18 protein-coding genes are annotated in these 23,003 nt (G+C 59.9%); 8 read left to right on the forward strand and 10 right to left on the reverse strand.

The genetic code is table 11. The features are described 5' to 3' along the window. Positions 1-149: 149 nt before the first annotated feature. Complete coding sequence (locus F475_RS04885) at positions 150-3,248, reverse strand: efflux RND transporter permease subunit (RefSeq protein WP_064617750.1); 3,099 nt, start codon at positions 3,246-3,248, stop codon at positions 150-152. A 14-nt stretch (positions 3,249-3,262) separates the two neighbouring features. Then, a complete protein-coding gene (locus F475_RS04890) occupies positions 3,263-4,420 on the reverse strand; it encodes an efflux RND transporter periplasmic adaptor subunit (protein ID WP_111453288.1) in 1,158 nt (385 codons plus the stop codon). Positions 4,421-4,642: 222 nt separating this feature from the next. Between F475_RS04890 and F475_RS04895 the strand changes: the two genes are divergently transcribed. The 3 genes from F475_RS04895 (at position 4,643) to F475_RS04905 (ending at position 9,145) form a co-directional block, all read left to right on the forward strand. Continuing rightward, positions 4,643-5,344, forward strand: coding sequence for a response regulator transcription factor (locus F475_RS04895; protein WP_018929113.1), 702 nt, complete (start codon positions 4,643-4,645; stop codon positions 5,342-5,344). Positions 5,345-5,347: 3 nt separating this feature from the next. After that, complete coding sequence (locus F475_RS04900; protein ID WP_018929114.1) at positions 5,348-6,649, forward strand: ATP-binding protein; 1,302 nt, start codon at positions 5,348-5,350, stop codon at positions 6,647-6,649. A 234-nt stretch (positions 6,650-6,883) separates the two neighbouring features. Continuing rightward, complete coding sequence (locus F475_RS04905) at positions 6,884-9,145, forward strand: hypothetical protein (RefSeq protein ID WP_111453289.1); 2,262 nt, start codon at positions 6,884-6,886, stop codon at positions 9,143-9,145. 355 nt (positions 9,146-9,500) lie between these two features. On the opposite strand, the gene pncA is transcribed toward F475_RS04905, so the two are convergent. Then, the gene (gene pncA, locus F475_RS04910) at positions 9,501-10,130 is read right to left on the reverse strand and encodes a bifunctional nicotinamidase/pyrazinamidase (RefSeq protein WP_111453290.1); all 630 of its coding nucleotides are present in this window, start codon (positions 10,128-10,130) and stop codon (positions 9,501-9,503) included. 229 nt (positions 10,131-10,359) lie between these two features. Between pncA and F475_RS04915 the strand changes: the two genes are divergently transcribed. Then, positions 10,360-11,172 (forward strand): crotonase/enoyl-CoA hydratase family protein, encoded by an 813-nt coding sequence (locus tag F475_RS04915; RefSeq protein ID WP_086944326.1) that lies wholly within the window; start codon positions 10,360-10,362, stop codon positions 11,170-11,172. A gap of 6 nt (positions 11,173-11,178) precedes the next feature. Further along, positions 11,179-12,009: an NAD(+) diphosphatase gene (gene nudC / locus F475_RS04920; protein WP_111453291.1), complete on the forward strand. Its 831-nt coding sequence runs from the start codon at positions 11,179-11,181 to the stop codon at positions 12,007-12,009. On the opposite strand, the gene F475_RS04925 is transcribed toward nudC, so the two are convergent. The 3 genes from F475_RS04925 to F475_RS04940 form a co-directional block, all read right to left on the reverse strand. Continuing rightward, positions 11,977-12,756 carry a TSUP family transporter gene (locus F475_RS04925; protein WP_019578834.1) on the reverse strand — a complete coding sequence of 260 codons (780 nt, stop codon included), beginning with the start codon at positions 12,754-12,756 and terminating at the stop codon, positions 11,977-11,979. The two genes, nudC and F475_RS04925, sit on opposite strands and share 33 nt — an antisense overlap. Positions 12,757-12,963: 207 nt before the next feature. Next, positions 12,964-13,440 carry a nuclear transport factor 2 family protein gene (locus tag F475_RS04935; protein ID WP_018929120.1) on the reverse strand — a complete coding sequence of 159 codons (477 nt, stop codon included), beginning with the start codon at positions 13,438-13,440 and terminating at the stop codon, positions 12,964-12,966. Positions 13,441-13,496: 56 nt separating this feature from the next. Beyond that, a complete protein-coding gene (locus F475_RS04940) occupies positions 13,497-14,060 on the reverse strand; it encodes a TetR/AcrR family transcriptional regulator (protein WP_111453293.1) in 564 nt (187 codons plus the stop codon). Between the two features lie 249 nt (positions 14,061-14,309). Here F475_RS04940 and pssA point away from each other — a divergent pair, with 249 nt between their 5' ends. Then, positions 14,310-15,653: a CDP-diacylglycerol--serine O-phosphatidyltransferase gene (gene pssA / locus F475_RS04945; RefSeq protein ID WP_018929122.1), complete on the forward strand. Its 1,344-nt coding sequence runs from the start codon at positions 14,310-14,312 to the stop codon at positions 15,651-15,653. An 89-nt stretch (positions 15,654-15,742) separates the two neighbouring features. Here the strand turns inward: pssA and efeO (F475_RS04950) are convergent, their stop codons facing one another. Genes efeO (F475_RS04950) through efeU form a run of 4 tightly spaced genes read right to left on the reverse strand, consistent with a single transcriptional unit; the run spans position 15,743 to position 19,958 of the window. Then, entirely contained in the window at positions 15,743-16,567 is an 825-nt protein-coding gene (gene efeO, locus F475_RS04950) for an iron uptake system protein EfeO (protein WP_111453294.1), read from the reverse strand. 26 nt (positions 16,568-16,593) lie between these two features. Next, positions 16,594-17,892: an iron uptake transporter deferrochelatase/peroxidase subunit gene (gene efeB, locus F475_RS04955; protein ID WP_111453295.1), complete on the reverse strand. Its 1,299-nt coding sequence runs from the start codon at positions 17,890-17,892 to the stop codon at positions 16,594-16,596. A gap of 18 nt (positions 17,893-17,910) precedes the next feature. After that, positions 17,911-19,110, reverse strand: coding sequence for an iron uptake system protein EfeO (gene efeO / locus F475_RS04960; protein WP_111453296.1), 1,200 nt, complete (start codon positions 19,108-19,110; stop codon positions 17,911-17,913). Between the two features lie 8 nt (positions 19,111-19,118). Continuing rightward, positions 19,119-19,958, reverse strand: a complete 840-nt coding sequence (gene efeU / locus F475_RS04965) for an iron uptake transporter permease EfeU (protein WP_111453297.1) — start codon at positions 19,956-19,958, stop codon at positions 19,119-19,121. 182 nt (positions 19,959-20,140) lie between these two features. Here efeU and F475_RS04970 point away from each other — a divergent pair, with 182 nt between their 5' ends. Together F475_RS04970 and F475_RS04975 are read left to right on the forward strand one after the other, a co-directional pair. Next, positions 20,141-21,157, forward strand: a complete 1,017-nt coding sequence (locus F475_RS04970) for an AraC family transcriptional regulator (RefSeq protein ID WP_111453298.1) — start codon at positions 20,141-20,143, stop codon at positions 21,155-21,157. Between the two features lie 168 nt (positions 21,158-21,325). Next, complete coding sequence (locus tag F475_RS04975) at positions 21,326-22,990, forward strand: AMP-binding protein (protein ID WP_018929128.1); 1,665 nt, start codon at positions 21,326-21,328, stop codon at positions 22,988-22,990. The last annotated feature ends 13 nt before the right edge of the window (positions 22,991-23,003 follow it).

Raw genomic sequence — 23,003 nt, forward strand, 5'->3', positions numbered from 1 at the left:
TTGATGGTGCGTTCCAGCACCATAGCGCACGCGACGTCGCTTTTGTAGGAGCTGCCGAAGGCTCGGGCCGCGTTCGGACGGTCTTTTGATCTTGATCTTTAAAAGCAAAGTCAAAAGATCGCAGCCTGCGGCAGCTCCTACAGGTGGAGTCAGTGGGGTTTGGCGGATTTGCGCACCCACTTCATCACCACCACAAAAAACACCGGTACAAACACCACCGCCAATGTCGCCGTGATCATCCCGCCGATCACCCCGGTGCCGATCGCCTGCTGGCTTGCGGAACTGGCTCCGGTAGCAATCGCCAACGGCACCACCCCAAGAATGAACGCCAGCGATGTCATCACAATCGGCCGCAACCGCAGGCGCGCCGCTTGCAGCGTGGCATCGATCAGGTCATGACCTTCGTCATACAGGCTTTTGGCGAACTCGATGATCAAGATTGCGTTCTTCGCCGACAGGCCAATGATGGTGATCAGCCCGACCTTGAAGAACACGTCGTTGGGCATCCCGCGCAGGGTCACAGCCAGGACCGCGCCGAGCACACCCAGCGGCACCACCAGCAGCACCGAGGTCGGAATCGACCAACTCTCATACAGCGCCGCCAGGCACAGGAACACGATCAGCAGCGACAGACCGAGCAGCATCGGCGCCTGACTGCCGGACAAGCGTTCCTGCAACGACAACCCGGTCCATTCCTGACCCAACCCCGCCGGGCCTTGCGCCACCAGCCGTTCGATTTCCGCCATGGCTTCGCCAGTACTGTAACCGGGCGCCGGTTCACCGGAAATGCTGATGGCCGGGTAGCCGTTGTATCGGGTCAATTGCGCCGGGCCCTGGGTCCAGTTGGCCCGGACGAAGGCCGACAGCGGCACCATTTTTTCAGCGTTGTTGCGTACGTGAATCTTCAGCAGATCGGCGACCTGGCTGCGTTGATCGCCTTCGGCCTGGACCACCACTCGCTGCATTCGCCCCTGGTTGGGGAAGTCGTTGATGTAAGCCGAACCCACAGCGGTGGACAGTACGTTGCCGATGTCGGCAAAGGAGATGCCCAAGGCGTTGGCTTGCTTGCGGTCCACGATCAGCTGAACCTGTGGCGCTTCGGCCAGGGCACTTTCGCGCACGTTCATCAGGATCGGGCTCTTCTCGGCGGCCGCCAGCAACTGGCTACGCGCCTGCATCAGCGTGGCATGGCCGAGGCCGCCACGGTCCTGCAAGCGGAACTCGAAACCGCTGGAGGTGCCGAGACCGTCAACAGGCGGCGGCAGCACCGAGAAAGCCATGGCATCCTTGATCTGGCTCAGCGCGATGTTGGCGCGATCGGCGATGGAACTCGCCGAGTCGTCGCTGCCCCGATCCGACCAGTCCTTGAGCGTGGTGAACGCCAGCGCAGCGTTCTGCCCGCTACCGGAAAAACTGAAGCCGAGAATCACTGTGCTGTCGCCGACGCCCGGTTCGGTGGCGTTGTGTGCTTCGATCTGCTCCACCACATTTATTGTGCGATTCTTGCTCGCGCCCGGTGGCAGTTGGATGTCGGTGATGGTGTAGCCCTGGTCTTCCACCGGCAGGAACGAGGAGGGCAGACGACTGAAACACAGTCCCAGGCCGACTAGCAGCACGCCATAAATCAACAGGTAACGACCGGTGCGTTTCAACGCATAGGCGACCCAGCCCTGATAACGCTCGGTCAGTTGTTCGAAGCGCCGGTTGAACCAGCCAAAGAATCCGGCTTTTTCGTGATGCTCGCCTTTGGCAATCGGCTTCAACAGCGTCGCACACAACGCCGGGGTCAACGTCAGGGCGAGGAATGCCGAGAACAGGATCGACGTGGCCATCGACAGCGAGAACTGTTGGTAAATCACCCCGACCGAGCCCTGCATGAACGCCATCGGAATGAACACCGCCACCAGCACCAGGGTGATGCCGATGATCGCGCCGGTGATCTGCTTCATCGCCTTGCGCGTGGCTTCCTTGGGCGACAGGCCTTCGGTGGCCATGATTCGTTCGACGTTCTCCACCACCACAATCGCGTCGTCCACCAGAATGCCGATGGCCAGCACCATGCCGAACATGGTCAACACGTTGATCGAGAAGCCCAGCGCGAGCATGGTCGCAAACGTGCCCATCAACGCCACCGGCACCACCAGCGTCGGGATCAGCGTGTAGCGGATGTTCTGCAGGAACAGGAACATCACCGCAAACACCAGCACCATCGCCTCGCCGAGGGTGTAAACCACTTTGGTGATCGAGACCTTGACGAAGGGTGAGGTGTCGTACGGGATCTTGTATTCGACACCGGCCGGGAAATAGCGCGCCAGTTCGTCCATCTTTGCTCGCACCAGCGTTGCGGTGCTCAGGGCATTGGCGCCCGGCGACAGTTGCACACTGACGGCGGTAGACGGTTTGCCGTTCAGGCGTGTGGAGAACTGATATTCCTGGCTGCCGATCTCGACCCGCGCCACATCACGGATGCGCACGGTAGAACCGTCAGGATTGGCCTTGAGCACGATGTCGGCGAATTCTTCAGGCGTCGACAGCTGGCCTTTGACCAGAACGGTCGCGGTGATTTCCTGAGTGGTGCGGGTCGGCAAGTCGCCGATGCTGCCCGCGGAAACCTGAGCGTTCTGCGCAACGATGGCTGCGTTGACGTCGGCCGGAGTCAGGTTGAAGCCGATCAGCTTCTGCGGGTCGATCCAGATCCGCATCGCCCGTTCGGCGCCGTATAACTGGGCCTTGCCGACGCCGTCCAGACGCTTGATCTCGTTCATCACGTTGCGCGCCAGGTAATCGCTGAGCGCCACGTCGTCGAGCTTGCCGTCGCTGGAGGTGAGGGTGATCAGAAGCAGGAAACCGGCGGAAACTTTCTCCACCTGCAAACCCTGCTGGGTGACCGCTTGAGGCAGGCGCGACTCAACCGCTTTGAGGCGGTTTTGCACATCGACCTGGGCCATTTCCGGATTGGTGCCCGGCTGGAACGTCGCGGTGATGGTGGCGCTGCCGAGGCTGCTCTGGGATTCGAAGTACAGCAGATGGTCGGCGCCGTTGAGTTCTCCTTCGATCAGGCTGACCACGCTTTCGTCCACGGTCTGCGCCGAAGCGCCGGGGTAGGTGGCGTAGATTTCGACTTTCGGCGGCGCAACGTTCGGGTATTGCGCCACGGGTAACTGCCCAATGGCCAACGCACCGGCCAGCAGGATGAACAGGGCAACCACCCAGGCGAACACCGGGCGATCGATAAAGAACTGCGGCATAAAAAGCGTCCTGCTTACTGGCCAGAAACCTGGGCAAGTGGAAGAGGGGTGTTGTCGATCTGGACTTTCTCACCGGGGCGCGCGTGTTGCAGGCCTTCAGTGACGATGCGGTCACCGGGCTTGAGGCCGCGGGTGACGATCCAGCGATCGTTCTGCACCGCGCCCAGCTCTACCGGTTGCTGGCCGACCCGCTGTTCGGTGTCGAGCAATAGCACTTGGGCGACACCGGCGCTGTCACGCTGAATGGCCCGTTGCGGCACGCTGATGCCTTGCTGATTGAAGGCCTGCTCCAGACGTACGCGAACGAAGCTGCCCGGCAGCAAGTCGAGGTCCGGGTTGGGGAACTCGCTGCGCAGAATGATCTGACCGGTGCCCGGGTCGACGGTGATGTCGGTGAACAACAACTTGCCGGGCAACGGATAAAGGCTGCCGTCGTCCTGGATCAGCGTGGCTTTGGCCTGGCCTTGGCCCACTTCCTTTAACTGGCCAGAGCGGAAGGCCCGGCGCAGATCGTTGAGTTCACGGGTCGATTGGGTCAGGTCGGCGTGGATCGGGTTCAACTGCTGAATCAGCGCCAGCGGCGTGGTTTCGTTCTGCCCCACCAGCGCGCCTTCAGTCACCAGCGCGCGGCCGATGCGCCCGGAAATCGGCGCGGTGACGGTGGCATAACCGAGGTTCAATTTCGCCCGCTCCACCGCGGCTTTGTTGGCGGCGACATCGGCGGCGGTCTGCCGGGCATTGGCTCGGGCATTGTCGTAATCCTGAGCGCTGATGGCGTTGCCTTCGATCAATTGGGCGTAACGCTGCTCCTGCAATCTGGCCTGGAACGCGTTGGCTTCGGCCTTGCGCAGCGCGGCTTCGGCGCTGTCCAGGTCGGCCTTGAAGGGGGCCGGGTCGATACGGAACAGAACGTCGCCTTTATTCACGTCGCTGCCTTCGCGGAAGACCCGCTGTAACACCACGCCGGCAACCCGGGCACGCACTTCGGCAATCCGTGGCGCGGCAATCCGCCCGCTCAAGTCGCTGCTGATTGACAGAGGACGAGCTTCGACGGTTTCGATGCGCACCGTGGCCAGCGGTGCCGATTCTTCGGCGGTCGAAGACTGGTCACAAGCGCTCAGCGTCAACGCCAGGGCAATCAGGCTGAGCGTGGCAAGCAGGTTCTTTGACATGGAAATACCCCAATAATGACTACCCGCATCCTACGGGGAGTCGATGAGGGTAGCGGTGAAGCTTTGTTGGTGCTGTGTGAAATTGTGTAAGGGTTTTGCTCGCGTATGCATGAGGGCGTATATCCTTCGCAGCTTGAAACTTTTTGCGACGGTCAGGCCGCCTTCGCGGGCAAGCCCACGATGAGGCCCCGCCAGTCGCCACAGCACTTTCTGGAATCACCCATGCCCAACATCCTCCTGGTCGAAGACGACACCGCACTCTCGGAACTGATTGCCAGCTACCTGGAACGCAACGGTTATTCCGTCAGCGTGATCAGCCGCGGCGATCATGTACGCGAACGCGCGCGGGTCAGTCCGCCGGACCTGGTGATTCTCGATCTGATGCTGCCGGGGCTCGACGGCTTGCAGGTCTGCCGCTTGCTGCGGGCCGATTCGGCGACGTTGCCGATCCTGATGCTCACCGCCCGTGACGACAGTCACGATCAGGTGCTGGGCCTGGAAATGGGCGCAGACGACTACGTCACCAAACCTTGCGAGCCCCGTGTGTTGCTGGCCCGCGTACGCACGCTGTTGCGTCGCAGCAGCCTCAGCGAACCGCAGACCGCTAATGACCGTATTCTCATGGGCAACCTGTGCATCGACCTGTCCGAGCGCACTGTGACCTGGCGCGGGCAACTGGTCGAGCTGTCCAGCGGCGAATACAACTTGCTGGTGGTGCTGGCCCGGCATGCCGGCGAAGTGCTGAGCCGCGATCAGATTCTGCAACGCCTGCGCGGTATCGAATTCAACGGTACCGACCGCTCGGTGGATGTGGCCATCTCCAAACTGCGGCGCAAGTTCGACGACCACGCCGGCGAGGCGCGCAAGATCAAGACCGTGTGGGGCAAGGGCTACCTGTTCAGCCGCTCCGAGTGGGAATGCTGAACCATGTTCAGAATCCTGTTTCGTCTGTACCTGGTGACCATCGTTTCGTTCAGCGCGGCGATCTACCTGGTGCCGGACCTGGTGATCAAGGTCTTCCATGAGCGTTTTGTGACCTACAACCTCGATTACTCCCGAGGTTTGCAAACGCTGATCGTCAAACAGTTTCGTACGGTGCCTGTCGAGCAGTGGCCGGCGCTGGCGGCGGAGATGGACAAGGAGTTCCAGCCGCTGCACATCATTTTGACCCGCAACGACGATACCGAATTTACCCTGGATGAGCGCGAACGCTTGCAGCGCGGGGAGAACGTGGTACGCATCGGCGACTGGGGCTGGCGCACCCTGGCGGTGACACCGTTGAACGAGCAGATGGTGGTGGAGATGGTCGTACCACCGGACCCCACGGATGTCAGTTGGTTGTACTGGAGCATCAACGTGCTGATCGGTGCGACGATGCTGGCCTGCCTGTTGTTGTGGCTGCGCCCGCACTGGCGCGACCTGGAACGTCTCAAAAGCACCGCCGAACGCTTCGGCAAGGGCCACCTGAGCGAGCGCACGCAGATTTCCCCCAGCTCCAACATCGGCAGCCTGGCCAACGTGTTCGACACCATGGCCGGCGACATCGAAAACCTGCTCAACCAGCAGCGCGACTTGCTCAACGCCGTGTCCCACGAATTGCGCACGCCGTTGACGCGGCTGGATTTCGGCCTGGCCCTGGCGCTGTCCGACGACTTGCCGGCCACCAGCCGGGAACGCCTGCAAGGCCTGGTCGCGCACATTCGCGAACTGGATGAGCTGGTGCTGGAGCTGCTGTCCTACAGCCGATTGCAAAACCCGGCTCGGCTGCCGGATCAGGTCGAGGTGTCGCTGGATGAATTCATCGACAGTATTTTGGGCAGCGTCGATGAAGAGCTTGAGTCACCGGAAATCGTCATTGATGTGCTGCTGCACGGTCAGCTCGAACGCTTCTCGCTGGATCCGAGATTGACCGCCCGGGCGATCCAGAACCTGCTGCGCAACGCCATGCGCTATTGCGAGAAACGGATTCAGATTGGTGTGCAGGTGTGCGCCAAAGGCTGTGAGATCTGGGTGGATGACGATGGCATTGGCATTCCCGATGAAGAGCGGGAGCGGATCTTTGAGCCGTTCTATCGGCTGGATCGCAGTCGGGATCGCGCCACAGGCGGGTTTGGCCTGGGGCTGGCAATCAGCCGCCGAGCACTGGAAGCGCAGGGCGGCACGCTGACCGCGCAGGCATCACCATTGGGCGGCGCACGGTTCCGTTTGTGGCTGCCCACCTCGGCCTGACGCATTCGTTGTAGCAGCTGCCGAGCCTGCGAGGCTGCGTTCGAGTGCGCAGCACTCGTAGAACCAGCCTAATTGGTACGGCAGAAAGACTGCCGAAGCTCCAGCTGACAGACGGTAGCGATAATCAGTCCCTACCTGTCAGATATGACAGTAGCCAAGCCTCCGGCCTTAGCGCTCTCATATAAATGAAGCCTCTCTGCACCTGGAGCGGTGTCACTGACAGGAAGCGCTGCGATGACCGACATTCACCTGCTGACCCTTTACGCCCCACGAATTCCAGGCTGGAAAGATACCGTACCTGCCCCGATCAATGCTCATGGAGGGATTCCGCTGGCGCTGACCTACCTTTACCCTGAAGGGGTGAAAGTCTTTGTTGACGGCTATCTGGAGCAGGAAGTCGGTGACAACATCGACCTCTATCTCAACGGCGTTGTAGTGTCGGTCGCTATCGTCGAGTCACTGACCGACAAACGCTTCATTCTGTATTTGCCGGTAAAAGCGCTGTTCGACGGGCTCAATGAAATCTACTACAGCATCCGGCGCGGCTCGGAAAACATTGACTCGTCGACGACGTTGCGAGCCTGGTTTCACAAGCGACGGCCAGGTCTTAAAGATCTCGAAGGTAATCACGAGTCGCACTCTGAACTGGGGATCAATGTATTGCCGCCACAGGTGGTGGACGACGGTGTAGACCCTGAGCAAGCCCGGCAAGGTGTGATCTGCACGGCCTTCTATCCCCTGACCCGAGCGTTCGACAAGATCCGCGTAAGATGCGGCGGCGAGTCGATTGAGCATGAGGTTTCAGAGGATGAGGCGAAGTCCGGCGAGCCCGTGGAGATCTTGATCGACGAAGCAGTGTTCAAAAAGATCGGTGACACACCCAAGTGTGTCGTGACCTATACCGTATGGGACTGGATCGGTAACAGCGTGGATCTGGATGCCCTGTGGTCGGCGGCCATCGAACTGTTCGTCAGCCTGAACGGCACTTGGTACGAGCCACCGCTGGTCAGCGAAGACCCGAACGACGCCTCGGACGATCCGGATAGCATCGATTTGGGCAAGCTCGCAGGCCAACCAGCGATTGCTCAAGTCCACGCGCAACGTTCATGGCTCAGGGGCGACATCATTGAGCTGACCTGCACGTTCACCTCGGCGACGGACTCGTCCGAGGTGCTGGTTCTCAAGGAAACCGTGGATCGCGCACCGTTCATTTACAAACTACCGGTGCCCCACGCACAGTTCGTCAGGGCAGTGGGCGGTTCGGCCAGATTCAAATACAAGTTGCTGCGCGGTGGCAAGGAAGTAGGGCGATCCTTCACGACCACGGTTGACGTGATTGGGGAGGCGCTGATCGAGCTGCCGCTGGTGACAGTGGTCGGCGTGCCGGGGTTGGTAGTTGATCCGTTGGCCTACCCGGAAGGCTTGATCGCTAGAATCGAGTTTGCGAAGGCACAAACGGGCGACACAGGCCTTCAACTTGTCCGTCCCGTCACGGCAGAGGGTTTTCCGATGTTTCCCGCCAAGGCGTTCAATGCCAATAAGCGGGTTAATAACACCCTGACGATTCAGGATCTGGTTGCTCGGCACGGCACAGTGATCCGATTGCCGTGGGAGCTGACGCGAAACGGCGTCAAGACCCGCTCGAAACCGACATTGTTGACGGTGCAGAAAATTGTCGACGGGGATCCGAGACTGCCAACGCCGAAGGTGCCTCAAGCGCCGGATGACAAGGTGTTGGATTTCAGCAAGTTTGAAGGCGATGCCGAGGTGAAGGTGCTGCCTTGGTTGGGGATTCGGGAAGGACAAGAAGTTGAACTCAAGTGCGTCGGGATCGATAGCGGAGGCGGCGAGTATGTGATTCCGCTACTTAAAGCATTTAAAGTAACAACGAAGGAAGTGAGTTCCGGACTGAGTGTGCCGTTGCGGAGAAAAGAACTGGCAGGTCTGAAACATGACAGTAAGGCAAATGTGAGCTTGAGTGTTTTGCTCGGCCAGAACACTGATCAGGTCAGGTCAGTTTTGTTTCCGATACGTGAGTTGACTGTGCAGCGTACGCTCACTGAAAATTTTGATAACCAATTGACACAGATTATAGTTTCAGGTCAGACGATCGAAACCTCGGTTATGAGAATAGGATTTGTATCAGGGGGCGGGATGACGGGGATCGCACCGACTACAGATGGTTTTATTACCATTCCGGAGAAAACAGAACTTCAAGTTTTACATATAGGTTACAAAGACTCGGGAGCACAACGCATTGCGTTAAACTTGAAAAAACCATGCAACGAAGTTTCGTTCTGGTACGGGGCGACGAATGTCGCCACGAATGTCGCATATTTTTATGGGGTGAACGGCTTGTTAGGGCAGCAATTTTTGCTTTTGAACTTGAATTCTGCAAATAAAATTGTTTTTTCTGAGACCGGTATTGTGCGGATTGAGATCCAAAACCCAGAAGGAGATTGGTTAATATTGGATAATTTTTCATTCTCTTTCTGAGATAACTACTTCTGGCGTATATCCCCATCGCGCAGCAGCGTCGCCGCATGAGCACTCTGCTGCACGTCTGCACCACTGGCGCGGGTGATATCGAGGTGGTCAGTCTTTCCATCATCAGTGTGACTGCGAGAAACCGGCGGTTCATTTGTAGGTTTTCCGAACCTGAGCGGCGGCCCTGACCTGTAGCAGCTGCCGAGCTTGCGAGGCTGCGTTCGAGTGCGCAGCACTCGTAAAACCAGGTAACCGGTTCTTTTCGGGAAAACCGCATCCGCCGGGCTTGCGAGGACTGCGTCCTCGAACGCAGCCTCGCAAGCTCGGCAGCTGCTACGAACCAGGCGGGGAAACGTTCAACAGTTCAGTCGAGCAATTCGGCTGACTCAATCAACCCGACCCCCGCCACCTGCATCCGCTCAATCGCCGCCGCCAGCGACCCTTCCAGATCAATCGCGCGGCAAGCATCCATCACCACAAACGCATTGAACCCCGCCGCCCGCGCATCCAGCGCAGAAAACATCACGCAGAAATCCAGTGCCAGCCCGACCATGTAAACCGTGTCGATGCCGCGTTCTTTCAGGTACCCGGCCAAACCGGTGGTTGTGGTTCGATCCGCCTCCAGAAACGCCGAATAACTGTCGATGTCCGGGTTGCAGCCCTTGCGGATGATCAATTGGGCGTGGGGCAGGTCCAGCTCCGGGTGGAACTCGGCGCCGGGCGTGGCGCGAACACAATGCTCCGGCCACAGCGTCTGTTCACCGTAAGGCAACTGAATCACGTCGTAAGGCTTGTGCCCAGGGTGGCTGGAAGCGAACGAGGCGTGGCCGGGCGGGTGCCAGTCCTGGGCAATGATGACCTGTTTGAACTGGTGACCCAGACGATTAATCAGGGGCACAATCAGGTCACCCTCCGGCACCGGCAATTGACCGCCGGGAATGAAGTCGTTTTGTACGTCGATGACCAGTAAGGCAGCGCGTGAAGAAATCGGCATGGGTAGGGTTCCTCCTTGGAAAGTCAGGCGCAAGCATAGTGACAACTGTGTTCACGCGCCAAGACGGTTTCTAACAATTTCGGTGGTACGGCCAATCGCGAGCAGGCCCGTCCAGACGCTGAAAATCCAGAAGCCAGTCCCGCATTTGGCCGAACCGCTGCCTTACTGCCGACACAGATGCCTTGTTATAGTTCGGGCTTCATTTTCTGTCCGGTAAAGGATCACTGCCATGTCTCAATACACCGCCTTCAGCGTCGAACTGGCCGATAACATCGCCCATGTGCAGATCAACCGTCCGGACAAGATCAACTCGATGAACGCCGCGTTCTGGAGCGAGATCATCGAGATTTTCCAGTGGGTCGATGATACCGATGAAGTCCGGGTGGTGGTGCTCAGCGGCGCCGGCAAGCATTTTTCTTCCGGTATCGACCTGATGATGCTCGCCGGTGTGGCCAATGAGCTGGGCAAGGACGTCGGCCGCAATGCGCGCCTGCTGCGGCGCAAGATCCTGGCGCTGCAAGCGTCGTTCAACGCCGTCGACAACTGCCGCAAACCGGTGCTGGCGGCGGTGCAGGGTTATTGCCTGGGCGGCGCCATCGATCTGATTTCGGCCTGCGACATGCGTTACGCGGCTGAAGACGCGCAATTTTCCATCAAGGAAATCGATATCGGCATGGCGGCCGATGTTGGCACTTTGCAACGCTTGCCGCGGATCATCGGTGACGGCATGCTGCGTGAGCTGGCTTACACTGGTCGCACCTTTGGCGCCGAAGAAGCGCGTAACATTGGCCTGGTCAATCGCGTCTACAGCGACACCGCCAGCCTGCTTGAAGGCGTGATGGGGATTGCCCGCGAAATCGCCGGCAAGTCGCCGATTGCCATCACCGGTACCAAAGAGATGATCAGCTACATGCGCGACCATCGCATCGACGACGGCCTTGAATACGTCGCCACGTGGAACGCCGCCATGCTGCAGTCCACCGATCTGCGCGTGGCCATGGCCGCCCATATGAGCAAACAGAAACCCGAATTTCTGGATTGATTAACCATGACTTCACGCTGGACCACTGCAGTACTGGACACCGATCAACCCGGCGGCTGGGCCGTGGCGCGCAGCCCCGAAGGCTTTTTGTTCGATGACAATGGCGCCCTGTTTCCACGGGAATGGCTCAAGCGTCAGGACTTGTCGGTTCTTGCCGAGCACGGCATCGGTCACCTGGATGGCGAACCGGTGTACCTGCTGGAACTGCGCGGTCACAGCGACGTGCCGGGTTGTAACTGGAAAGGCCTGCGGGCGTTCATGCTCGATGGCGATCACACCGTCTACAAGGTTCTGGGCTATGCCGCGCAAATCGGTACCTGGGCCCGTGAGCACCGTTTTTGCGGCAACTGCGGGCAGGCGATGATCCAGGTGCCGCGCGAGCGGGCAATGTACTGCGAGCCATGCGATTTACGCAGCTACCCACGTATTTCGCCGAGCATGATTGTGCTGGTGACCCGTGGCGACGAGGTTCTGCTGGCCCGTTCGCCGCGTTTTGTCACCGGGGTCTACAGCACGTTGGCGGGGTTTGCCGAGCCGGGTGAGTCGGCCGAAGATTGCCTGATTCGCGAGGTTCGCGAAGAGGTGCAGATCGAGGTCAAGAACATCCAGTACATGGGCAGTCAGTGCTGGCCGTTCCCGCATTCGATGATGCTCGGTTTTCATGCCGAGTACGCCGGTGGCGAGATTGTCTGTCAGGAAGACGAGATCGAAGACGCCCAGTGGTTCAACGTGCACGAGCTGCCGCCGTTGCCGGCGTCACGCTCGATTGCCCGCTACCTGATCGACGTCTACGTGGCGCGGCGCTTAGGCCACGCTGAACCAGTGCTGCCAGGCTAGGCGCACGGTCAGGCCGAGCACCACCGTAATGAACACCGGACGAATGAATTTCGCACCGCCGCTGATGGCGGTGCGCGCGCCGAAGAAGGCGCCGACCATCACCGACAGGCCCATGCTCAGGCCGATAATCCAGTCCACTTGCCCGGAAAAGATGAACACCGACAGCGCTGCAATGTTGCTGACGAAGTTCATGCTGCGCGCCACGCCGCTGGCCTTGACCAGGTCGATGGGGTAGAGCAGCAGGCTGCTGACGGTCCAGAACGCCCCCGTTCCCGGGCCGGCCACGCCGTCATAGAAACCGAGGCTGAAGCCTTGGCTCGATTGCCACTTTTTCTTGATGGGTGCATCGCTGTCCAGCGGCGCTTTCGGTGTGCCGCCGAACAACAGGTACAGGCCGCAGGCGAACACAATTACCGGCAGCATCTTGTTCAGCCATTCCGCCGGCAAATAATGAGCGACGATGGCGCCGCTGAGCGCACCAACCAACGTGCCGACGATGGCGTGCATCCACTGCCGTGGATGGAACAGCTTGCGGCGGTAGAAGGTGAAGCTGGCGGTGGCCGAGCCAAAGGTCGAACTGAGTTTGTTGGTGCCCAGCACCAGATGCGGCGGCAGGCCGGCGGTCAGCAGTGCCGGGGTGGTCAACAGACCGCCACCACCGGCGATGGCGTCGATGAAACCGGCAATGAAAGCGACGAGAGCCAGAACGGCCAGGGTAGTGAGGTCAACGCTGAGTTCGAAAGGCATGGAATGGGGCTTATTCGGCAGGGCGCAGAAGAGGGCTGCGGGGAAAGGCCGGTATCTTACCCATATCCAACTTCTGCGGCGACCTGAGCCGATCGTTCCCACGCTTCCGCGTGGGAATGCATCTTGTGACGCTCTGCGTCACGGCGGACGCGGAGCGTCCGTGGCGGCATTACCCCGCAGAGCGTGGGAACGATCGGTGAGGTGATGTTACAGACCTAGGTCAGACAACCCGGGGTGATCATCCGGCCGGCGACCCAGTGGCCAGTGGAATTTGCGCTCGCTTTCCTTGATCGGCAGGTCGTTGATGCAGGCGTAGCGGTTGAACATCAGGCCGTTCTCGTCGAACTCCCAGTTTTCGTTGCCGTAGGAACGGAACCAGTTACCCGAATCGTCGTGCCATTCGTAGGCGTAACGCACGGCGATGCGGTTGTCGCCATGGGCCCAGAGTTCCTTGATCAGCCGGTAGTCCAGTTCCTTGGCCCATTTGCGGGTCAGGAAAGCTTTGGCTTCTTCGCGGTTGTGGGCGAACTCGGCGCGGTTACGCCACTGGGTGTCCAGGGTGTAGGCAAGAGACACCCGTTCCGGGTCACGGGAGTTCCAGCCATCTTCGGCCAGGCGAACTTTTTCGATGGCCGATTCACGGGTAAACGGCGGCAATGGCGGACGAACTTCGGCAGTAGACATATTAAGTCTCCCTATCAAATTAACGTTCAAAAAAGTTGTCGGGCTTATTTAAAGTGTTACAGGTCCAATAACTTTCGCGCCATGCATTGCGCATTATCGGCGGCACTGTGATCACCCATCACAAGCGCTACGGTAATGGCACCGTCGATCAGGATCAGCAGCTGTCTGGCCAGCGTCTCCGGGTCTGTTGCGCCATATTCGGTACAGAGCTCGCGCACGTAGTCGAGCAGTTTCTGTTTGTGGTCTTTGGCGACCAGGCGAACCGGGTCTTGCGGGTCGCCGGTTTCGCCGCTGGTATTGATGAATGCGCAGCCGCGGAAGCCTTCGGAGACGAACCAGGCCTTGAGCACGGTAAACAGGTTGAGCAGCCGCTCGGCCGGGGGTTGGGCCGTGCCGACTTCGCTCCGGTACCAGTGCATCCAGCGCTCATCGCGGCGTTGCAGGGCCGCGACGACAAGCTCCTCCTTGTTGGCGAAGTAGCGGTAAATACTTTTTCTGGAGACGCCGGCGGTTTTCACCAGAAGATCCATGCCGGTGGCAGCGATGCCACTTTTGTAGATCAACTTTTCGGTGACATCCAGAATGATGTCGCGTGTGTCGTTGCTAGTGATTTCGTTCATGCGGCCAACAGTAGAATGATCGTTCTCCTTGGTCAATGTTTTTTTCAGTGATCGTTCCCACGCTCTGCGTGGGAATGCCGCCATGGACGCTCCGCGTCCAGCGTTAATGTGACGCACAGCGTCACGAGATGGATTCCTTTGCTGCGCATGGGAACGATCGGTGCGGGGTCTTTACAGACAGTAACAAGACCCAAACCCATCCATGGTGTAAGCTCTCAGGCTCTTCGGATTCGACCCTTTGCGAGCCCTATGCCGTTGCTTTTCAAACGTTCTCTGCTGCCTAAATTGCGCAGTTTTCCGCTGACCGCCGATGCCGTCACCATCCTCTCTGGCGCTGCCGAGTTCCGTCGTTGCCTGCTGGAAAAAATCGCTCAGGCGACCCGGCGTATCTATATCGTTGCGCTGTACCTGCAACAGGATGAGGCCGGCCAGGAAATCCTCGATGCGCTGCACGCGGCCAAACTGGCACGTCCGGAACTGGACGTGGTGGTGGTCGTGGACTGGCTGCGCGCCCAGCGCGGCTTGATCGGTGCCGGCAAGCAACCGGGCAACTCAGCCTGGTATCAGGAAACCACCCGTACCCACGAAAGCGAAGTGCCGGTGTACGGCGTGCCGGTGCAGACCCGCGAACTGTTCGGCGTACTGCATTTGAAAGGCTTCGTGATCGACGATTGCGTGATCTACAGCGGCGCGAGCCTGAACAACGTTTACCTGCACAAATTCGACAAGTACCGCTTCGACCGTTATCACCTGCTGCAGAATCAGGCGCTCGCCGATTCGATGCATCACTTGATCCAGCACGGCTTGATCACCTCCAAAGCGGTGCATCGCCTAGACCTGCCGAACCTGCCGACCACCCGCAGTCTGCGCCACGACATCGGCGACCTGCGCAGCCGTCTCAAGCACGCGGCGTACGACACCACGGCGGGCAGCACGGCAAAGGGCGGTTTATCGGTCAGTCCGTTGCTCGGTGTGGGCAAGAACAACCCGTTGAGTCGAGTCATCTGCGAGCTGATCGCCAGTGCGCAGCATCAGCTGACCATCTGCACGCCGTACTTCAACCTGCCGCTGGCGGTGACCCGGGAAATCAATCGGGCCCTGGCTCGCGGCGTGAAGATCGACATCATCGTCGGCGACAAGACCGCCAACGACTTCTACATCCCGCCCAGCGAGCCGTTCAAGGTGATCGCGGCGCTGCCATACCTCTACGAAATCAGCCTGCGACGTTTCGCCAAGCGTCATCAGCGCAACATCGACAGCGGCAAGCTGAACCTGCATCTGTGGAAGGATGGTGACAACACCTATCATCTCAAGGGCATGTGGATCGATCAGCGCTACACCTTGCTGACCGGCAACAACCTCAATCCACGGGCGTTCCGTCTCGACCTGGAAAATGCGTTGCTGATTGATGATCCGAAAGGCGAGTTGCTGGAGCCGCGTGGCAAGGAACTGGCAGAGATTTTCCAGCACACCCGCCGTATTGAGCGTTACCTGGATCTGCAAACGCTGCCGGATTACCCGGCGGGAGTGGCCAGGTTTCTCAAGCGTGTGAGTCGGGTGCGGATCGAGCGGTTGTTGTATCGGATTTTGTAGGGCTCAAAAGCAAAGATTGCAGCCTTCGGCAGCTCCGCGCCTGTGGGCGCCGCCGAAGGCTGCGATCTTTTCACAGACAACGCCGATATTCAGTTCAACCCCAACTTCCCCCGCAACATCGACAAGTCCTCAGCCAAGGTATTCACCGGCCCGACCAGCGCTTTGCGGTCGCTGTCCTTCACCTTGTCATACGTTTCAAAACCACCCCCCGTAGTTTTGTACTTGGCTAACGTCTTGTTCACCGTAGCGAAGTTCTTGTCGACTTTGGCCATGAATGCCGCGTCTTGCTTCTCGATCTGCGGACGGAACAGGTCGACGATTTTCTTCGCGCCGTCGATGTTGCCCTGGAAATCATAGAGGTCGGTGTGGCTGTAGCGATCTTCCTCGCCGGATATCTTGGTGGCGGCCACTTCTTCAAGCAGCGCAGCGGCGCCGCCGACGACTTTTTCCGGTGGGAAGGTCAGGCCGGCGACGCGGGTTTGCAGGTCTTTCACGTCTTTGTTCAAGCCGTCAGCCAGCTTGTCCAGACCCTGGGTGCTGCTCTCTGAAAACAATGAATATTCGATGCGATGGAAACCGGTGAAGTCTTCGGCCTTCACGCCTTTTTCGTGGTCGTCGACCCGCGAGTCGATGGACGCATCGAGGTCACTGAACAACTCGGCAATTGGTTCGATCGACTCGTAATAGACGCGGGTCGGTGCGTAGAGCTTTTTCGCGGTGGCCAGGTCGCCTTTTTTCACTGCATCGGTGAATTGCTGAGTGTGGCTGGCGAGTTCATCCAGTTGTTCGGTGACGTAGATCTTGTAGTCAGAGATCGGCCCCACCAACTCCAGTGGCGCCGTCGCCGCGAAAGCCGAAAACGGGGTGTTGAGCAAACCAAGGGTCAGCAGTAACGCGAGGGGCGACTTTTTCATGGGACGGTTCCGTGGAGTGGTAAGGGTCAGACTGAGGCTTTGGGTTGTGTGGCGTTGAGCAGCGAGCGGCCGATGAAGTCCTTGTCGCCGGTCACACCCGGCAGGGTGAAGAAGTACCCGCCGCCAACCGGTTTCAGGTATTCCTCCAACGGCTCGCCATTGAGTCGGGTCTGCACGGTGATGAAGCCTTTTTGCAAATCCGCCTGGTAACAGATGAACAGCAAACCCATGTCCAGCTGACCGTTCTTGTTCACGCCGTTGGAGTAGTTGAACGGTCGGCGCAGGATCAGGTTGGCCTGGGTTGCGGCGGTGCGCGGGTTGGCCAGGCGGATGTGGGCGTCGAGTTTGGTCAGCTTGCCTTCCGGGTCTTTGGCGTAATCCGGGACTTGGGTTTCATGCGCACCATCCATCGGTGCACCGGTGCTCTTGACCCGGCCGATAATGCTTTGCTGTTCTTGCAGCGGCGTGCGGTCCCAGCGCTCGACGAAGTTGCGGATGATCCGCACCGCCTGGTAGCTGCCGTTGACCGCCCAGGCCGGTTCGTCGCTGCCGGGCTGGACCCAGACGATGCTGTCCATGGCCTTGGCGTCGTTGGAGTCGGGGTTGGCCGATCCGTCGCGAAAACCCAGAAAGTTGCGTGCGCTTTGCGCCGGCACACCGGGTTTCGTCGGGGCTTGCGGAGGCACGCTGCCTTCCTGTTTCCAGCGCACCAGCAACAGGTCCGGCAGGTTTTTCACGATGTCGCGCAGGGCGTGGATGTTGGTGTCGGCGGTGTTGGAGCAGAACTGCAGGCTAAGGTCGCCGTGGCAGCAGTCGGCCTCCAGTGCGTCGTTGGGGAAACCGACCATGCGGATCAGCCGTTTGGGCTTGGCGCCGGCCAGACCGAAGCGCTCGTCGAACAGCGACTCGCCCACCGATACGGTGATGGTCAGGTTGTCCGGTGTAACCACCGGGCCAAGAATCCCCGAGTCCAGCGGCGGCAGTTTGGGGTCGACCTGGGCCACCGGACCGCCCTGCATCAGGAACGCGATACGCTCGTTGAGCGTGCGAAACAGCCGCTCCAGATCTGCGCGGTCGCTGGCCAATACGTCGAACGACACCAGCATGCCGGATGTTGGGCGCGGGGTGACGATGCCGGTCTGGTGCTGGCCGTGGAAGGCGTGGCGGTCCTCGGTCTTGTCGCTGCTCGGTGCTTCGGTGACTTGCGCCGGGGTCGCGGCCATGACCGGGCAACTCAGGGCCGAACCGGCTATCGCCACACCGGCGGCTCCCATACCCATCAATACACGACGGCGTTGTGCTGAAAACTGTTCTGAGTCGTTCATCTGTCTGAGGTCTTCTGCTTACAGGCCGGAAAGGCCAAGGGCGGGATCGATTCCATCGAGTGCATCGGCCAGAACCTTGGCCTTGTCGGCGATACGTTTGCGCTGTTCGGCGCTGACAGTGTCGTAGCTGGCGTAGTCATCCTTGACCTTGAAACCGTTGAGTTCGGCGTCGAAGGCCGTGACCGCGCTGTCGATTTTCGCCAGTAGTTCAGCGGCAGGTTTGCTCAGCAATGGCCGCAACAGGTCGACGACTTTGCGGGTCGCGTCGAGGTTGGCGGCGAAACCGTTCAGGTCGGTGTGGCTGTAGCGTTCTTCTTCGCCGCTACTGGCGCGTACCTCGGCGAGGCTGTTGAGGTTGCGCACCAGCATGCTCACCAGTTGTTCCGGTGGCAGCGACTGGGCCAGCAGTTGCTGTTTGAGATTGGCGACATCGATGCTCAGGCGCTGGGCAATGGGTGTCAGGCCATTGAGGTTGCGTTGTTGGAACAGCGCGTATTCGAGGCGGTGGAAGCCGACGAAGCCCGGATCCTGCTCGCGCTTATCGAAGTAGTCGGCGCGGGCGTTGATCGCGTTGTCCAGCTCCGCCAGGCGCTGGGCTGCTGGAGCCAACCGTTGATAGGCTGCGCGAGCCGGCACATACAAGGCTTGTGCCTGGCTCAGGTCGCCGGCCTCGATCGCTTGCTCAAGCGCGGCGACGGCTTTGATCAATGCGGTGCTCTGGCTGCTCAGGTACACGCGAAATTCCGACAGCGGGCCAATGAACGCCACCATCGACGGACGCGCCTTGGCCGCCGCATCGGATGCGGCAGTCGAACTGACATGCAAGGTGCCACGCGGGTTGCTCAGCAAGCCGCAGGTGATGGCGTAGTCGCCGGGCAACAGGTTGGCGTTGATCACCTGGCTCAGGCCAGGGGCGATGTTCTCGCGCTCTTCGACCACCAGCACGCCGTCAAGAATTTCCCATTCGACGGCACGGTCCGAGCGGTTGACGATACGGAAACTGGTGCGACCGGCCGGAACCGTCAGCGCATTCGGTTCGCAGCTGTGCGGGTGAAGGGTGACCAGCACTTGGTCGTGGTTGCTCTGGCGCTTGGCGGCGGCCATTTTCGAGGCGTAGTAGAACAGGCCGGCGGCGGCGATCATCACGATCACCGAGCCGGCTACCGCCCAGCGCAAGGCGCGCGGAGGTGAAGCCACTGGAGGAACTGGCGTTGACATGAAGGCCCTTATTGGCTGGAAACGGAAGAGGGTGTTTGCGCGGGCGTGGCCGCCGGGAGAAAAAACATCACCAGCGCCACCAACAGATAAAGCAGATACGCCCCGAGGGTGCTGACGGTCGGCGCGTCCTGGTAGCCGAACATGCCGGCCAGCACCGAGCCCAGCGGGCCGTCCATCGGCAGCGTGGCGCTGAAGTCGAAGAGCACGGTTTGCAGGTGATTCCACACGCCGGCTTCATGCAGGGCTTGCACCGAGTTGGCGAGAATCCCGGCGGCTACCACCAGAATGAACAGACCGGTCCAGCGCAAGAACGCCGAGAGATTCAGGCGCAGGCTGCCGGTGTAGATCAGGAAGCCGACGATGATCGCCAGGGCCAGGCCGAGCAGGGCGCCGAGCGGTGCGGCCGGGCCTTCGCTTTGCTGGAACACGGCGAGCAGGAAGAACACCGTTTCCAGGCCTTCCCGGGCGACGGCGAAAAACACCATGGCGATCAGCGCGGTCACTTGATGCCTGGAGCCGGTCAGCGCCTGATCGAGGGAAACGTGCAGCGAATGCTTGATCGAACGCGCCACCTTGCGCATCCAGAACACCATGGAGCTGAGAATGCCGACGGCCAGCAAACCGACCACACCTTCAAACAGCTCTTGCTGCTTTTGCGGGAATTCAGCACTGACCAGTTCCAGGCCACCGCCGACCAGCAGGGCCAGCGCGGCGGCGAGGAATACACCGACCCACACTGCCGGCATCCATTGGCCACGACCGGTCTGCTTGAGGTAACTGGCGATAATGCCAACGATCAACGCGGCTTCGATGCCTTCGCGCAGCATGATCAGAAAAGGAACGAGCATTCAGCACCGGGGAGTAATTAGATAGGGTGCTAATTTGTAACATGATGAAACTCATTCTCATATGGTAGTTATTGCTAATTGCCTGAACCTAAGCTGAACAACCCTGAAGATCCCACCATCCCTTAGGAGCGAGCGGTGCGCTAATATGCCCACCACTCCAATAACAAGGCTCACCCCGGTCAATGTCGGAAAAAGACACCATCGCCATTCAACTGGTGCGTGAAGCACTGTTGCAAAGTTGCGCCCCTGGCGCTGCCACCGCAGAGGTGTTGAACAAGGTCGGCATCGATCCAGCGCTGTTGGACAGCACCGACGCGCGTGTCCCGGCCGCCGCCTATGCGCGTCTGTGGCGTTTGCTGGCCCGGCGTGGGGACGATGAGTTTTTTGGCATGGACCCGCGCAAGCTCAAGTCCGGCAGCCTGGAGTTTCTCTGTCGCTGCTCCATGGTTCAGTCGAGCCTGGCCGCCGGGCTGACCTCGGGCCTGAACTTTCTGTCGTTGATGCTCGAACGCCTGCCCGCACAACTGGTTCGCCAGCAAAGCCTGGCGGAAATCGTCCTGCTGGAGGAGGACGAAGAACCACGCCGCGCCTTCACCTATTTCACTTACTGGATGATCGTGCACGGCGTTGCCTGCTGGCTGGCGGGGCGGCGGATTCCGATCCTGGCCATCGAACTGCGTTGCCCGGAGCCGGATTTTTGCGATGACTATCGGGTGATGTTTTCCGAGAACCTGCGATTCGACCGGCCGCGTACGCGGATGATTTTCTCCGCCGACTGCCTGGATTTGCCGATCAAGCGCAGCGCTGAAGAGCTCAAGCGCTTTCTGGCCCATGCACCGGCGAACATTCTGGTCAAGTACCGCGACCCCGAGAGCCTGGCCAGCCGGATCAAGCACGATCTGCGGCAATTGCCCGCCGAGCGCTGGCCGGAAACCGAAGCGCTGGCGCAGCAACTGTGCATGTCGGCTTCAACTTTGCGCCGCCGCCTGGCCGAAGAAGGGCAGACGTATCAGGGGCTCAAGGACAGCGTGCGCAAGGAACTGGCCATCGTCTGGCTGGCCGAGCCGGCCATCAGCTTCGCTGAAATCGCCACCCGTTTGGGGTTTGCCGATGCCAGCTCGTTCTACAAGGCGTTTCGCAAATGGTCGGGGTCCAATCCTGGGCATTATCGGAGTTTGATTCTGAACGAGGCGGACTGATCCGGATCCTGGGGGGCTGACGCCATCGCGGGCACGCCCTCGAACCTTGGCCAAACCAGTCACACAACTTGATAGCTTTGACCATTGTCCCGCTCCCCGCGCAGAGCGAGTATTTCCCTGTTGATTACGGTTCCCCCAACCTAATAAAAATACAAAGGGATTCTGGCAATGCGCGATTACTTGTCTGCTACGTCACAGTTCAATTATCAGCACACCGTCGATGCCGCGCTCACAGGGTCGTTGACAGCGCTCAACGCCTGCGTCGAGTGTTGCGACCGGCATGCCTTGCCGGGGCGCATTGCGCTGTTCTGGGAAGGCCGCGACGGTAGCAGCGCGACCTATACTTTCAGCGACTTGCAGGACAAGGCCGCGCGTTTCGCCAACTTTCTGGTGGCCCAGGGCGTGAAGAAGGGCGACAAGGTCGCAGGCCTGCTGCCCCGCAACTTCGAATTGCTGATCACCGTGTTTGCCGCCTGGCGTATCGGGGCGGTTTATCAGCCGCTGTTCACCGCCTTCGGCCCCAAAGCCATCGAACACCGTCTGAACAGTTCCGGCGCCAAAGTGGTGGTCACCGATGCGGTCAATCGGCCGAAACTGGCTGAAGTGGCCGACTGCCCGACCATCGTCACCGTCGGCGGCGCGAAAGGCCAAGGTATTGTTCGGGGTGATTTCAGTTTCTGGGCGGAACTGGCCAACTACTCCAGCATCTGCGAACCGGTATTGCTGACCGGCGAAGACCCGTTCCTGCTGATGTTCACCTCGGGCACTACCGGCCCGTCGAAAGCGCTGTCGGTGCCGCTCAAGGCCATCGTTGCGTTCCAGAGTTACACCCGCGACGCTGTAGACCTGCGCCCCGAGGACGCCTTCTGGAACGTCGCCGATCCGGGTTGGGCCTACGGTATTTATTTCGGTGTCACCGGGCCGATGGCGATGGGGCATCCGATCACCTTTTACGATGGCCCGTTCACCCTCGAAAGCACCTGCCGGGTGATCAACAAATACGGGATTACCAACCTCACTGGCTCACCGACCGCCTATCGCTTGCTGATTGCCGGTGGCGATGAATTCGCCCGTTCGATCAAGGGCAAGCTGCGCATCGTCAGCAGCGCCGGCGAGCCGCTGAATCCGGAAGTGATCCGCTGGTTCGCCGACAACCTCGGTGTGGTGATTCACGACCATTACGGCCAGACCGAACTGGGCATGGTGCTGTGCAATCACCATGGCCTGGAACATCCGATCCACATGGGCGCCGCCGGTTTTGCCTCGCCGGGCCACCGTATCGTGGTGCTGGATGAGGAATACAAAGAACTCGGCGTTGGCCAGCCAGGAATCCTGGCCATTGACCGTACCCAGTCGCCGATGTGCTGGTTCGGTGGTTACGAAGGCGTACCGACCAAAGCGTTCGTCGGCAATTATTACCTGAGCGGCGACACCGTCGAGTGGAACCCGGACGGCAGCATCAGCTTCGTCGGCCGCAGCGACGACGTGATTACCACCTCGGGCTACCGCGTCGGCCCGTTCGACGTGGAAAGCGCGCTGATCGAACACCCGGCGGTGGTCGAGGCGGCGGTGATCGGCAAGCCCGACCCGGAGCGCACCGAACTGGTGAAAGCCTTCGTTGTGCTCAGCCCGCAATACCGTGCCGAACCTGCGTTGGCCGAAGAGCTGCGGCAACACGTACGCAAGCGTCTGGCGGCGCACTCGTACCCCCGTGAAATCGAATTTGTCAGCGAATTGCCGAAGACCCCAAGCGGCAAATTGCAGCGCTTTATCTTGCGCAACCAGGAAATCGCCAAGGCTCAAGAGGCCGCCGCGAAGAACGTTTCAGCTTGAATCCAAGGAAACA

Source organism: Pseudomonas sp. URMO17WK12:I6, from assembly GCF_003253625.1.
In the GTDB taxonomy this organism is placed as follows: domain Bacteria; phylum Pseudomonadota; class Gammaproteobacteria; order Pseudomonadales; family Pseudomonadaceae; genus Aquipseudomonas.

What these genes read in the sequence shown, in the direction of transcription:
- F475_RS04915 (WP_086944326.1), top strand. Translation starts at nt 10,360, where the DNA reads ATGTCTCAATACACCGCCTTCAGCGTCGAACTGGCCGATAACATCGCC.
- F475_RS04970 (WP_111453298.1), top strand. Translation starts at nt 20,141, where the DNA reads ATGTCGGAAAAAGACACCATCGCCATTCAACTGGTGCGTGAAGCACTG.
- F475_RS04925 (WP_019578834.1), bottom strand. Translation starts at nt 12,756, where the DNA reads ATGCCTTTCGAACTCAGCGTTGACCTCACTACCCTGGCCGTTCTGGCT.
- F475_RS04935 (WP_018929120.1), bottom strand. Translation starts at nt 13,440, where the DNA reads ATGTCTACTGCCGAAGTTCGTCCGCCATTGCCGCCGTTTACCCGTGAA.
- F475_RS04885 (WP_064617750.1), bottom strand. Translation starts at nt 3,248, where the DNA reads ATGCCGCAGTTCTTTATCGATCGCCCGGTGTTCGCCTGGGTGGTTGCC.
- efeO (WP_111453296.1), bottom strand. Translation starts at nt 19,110, where the DNA reads ATGTCAACGCCAGTTCCTCCAGTGGCTTCACCTCCGCGCGCCTTGCGC.
- F475_RS04905 (WP_111453289.1), top strand. Translation starts at nt 6,884, where the DNA reads ATGACCGACATTCACCTGCTGACCCTTTACGCCCCACGAATTCCAGGC.
- efeU (WP_111453297.1), bottom strand. Translation starts at nt 19,958, where the DNA reads ATGCTCGTTCCTTTTCTGATCATGCTGCGCGAAGGCATCGAAGCCGCG.
- pncA (WP_111453290.1), bottom strand. Translation starts at nt 10,130, where the DNA reads ATGCCGATTTCTTCACGCGCTGCCTTACTGGTCATCGACGTACAAAAC.
- efeB (WP_111453295.1), bottom strand. Translation starts at nt 17,892, where the DNA reads ATGAACGACTCAGAACAGTTTTCAGCACAACGCCGTCGTGTATTGATG.
- F475_RS04940 (WP_111453293.1), bottom strand. Translation starts at nt 14,060, where the DNA reads ATGAACGAAATCACTAGCAACGACACACGCGACATCATTCTGGATGTC.
- pssA (WP_018929122.1), top strand. Translation starts at nt 14,310, where the DNA reads ATGCCGTTGCTTTTCAAACGTTCTCTGCTGCCTAAATTGCGCAGTTTT.
- efeO (WP_111453294.1), bottom strand. Translation starts at nt 16,567, where the DNA reads ATGAAAAAGTCGCCCCTCGCGTTACTGCTGACCCTTGGTTTGCTCAAC.
- F475_RS04890 (WP_111453288.1), bottom strand. Translation starts at nt 4,420, where the DNA reads ATGTCAAAGAACCTGCTTGCCACGCTCAGCCTGATTGCCCTGGCGTTG.
- F475_RS04895 (WP_018929113.1), top strand. Translation starts at nt 4,643, where the DNA reads ATGCCCAACATCCTCCTGGTCGAAGACGACACCGCACTCTCGGAACTG.
- nudC (WP_111453291.1), top strand. Translation starts at nt 11,179, where the DNA reads ATGACTTCACGCTGGACCACTGCAGTACTGGACACCGATCAACCCGGC.
- F475_RS04975 (WP_018929128.1), top strand. Translation starts at nt 21,326, where the DNA reads ATGCGCGATTACTTGTCTGCTACGTCACAGTTCAATTATCAGCACACC.
- F475_RS04900 (WP_018929114.1), top strand. Translation starts at nt 5,348, where the DNA reads ATGTTCAGAATCCTGTTTCGTCTGTACCTGGTGACCATCGTTTCGTTC.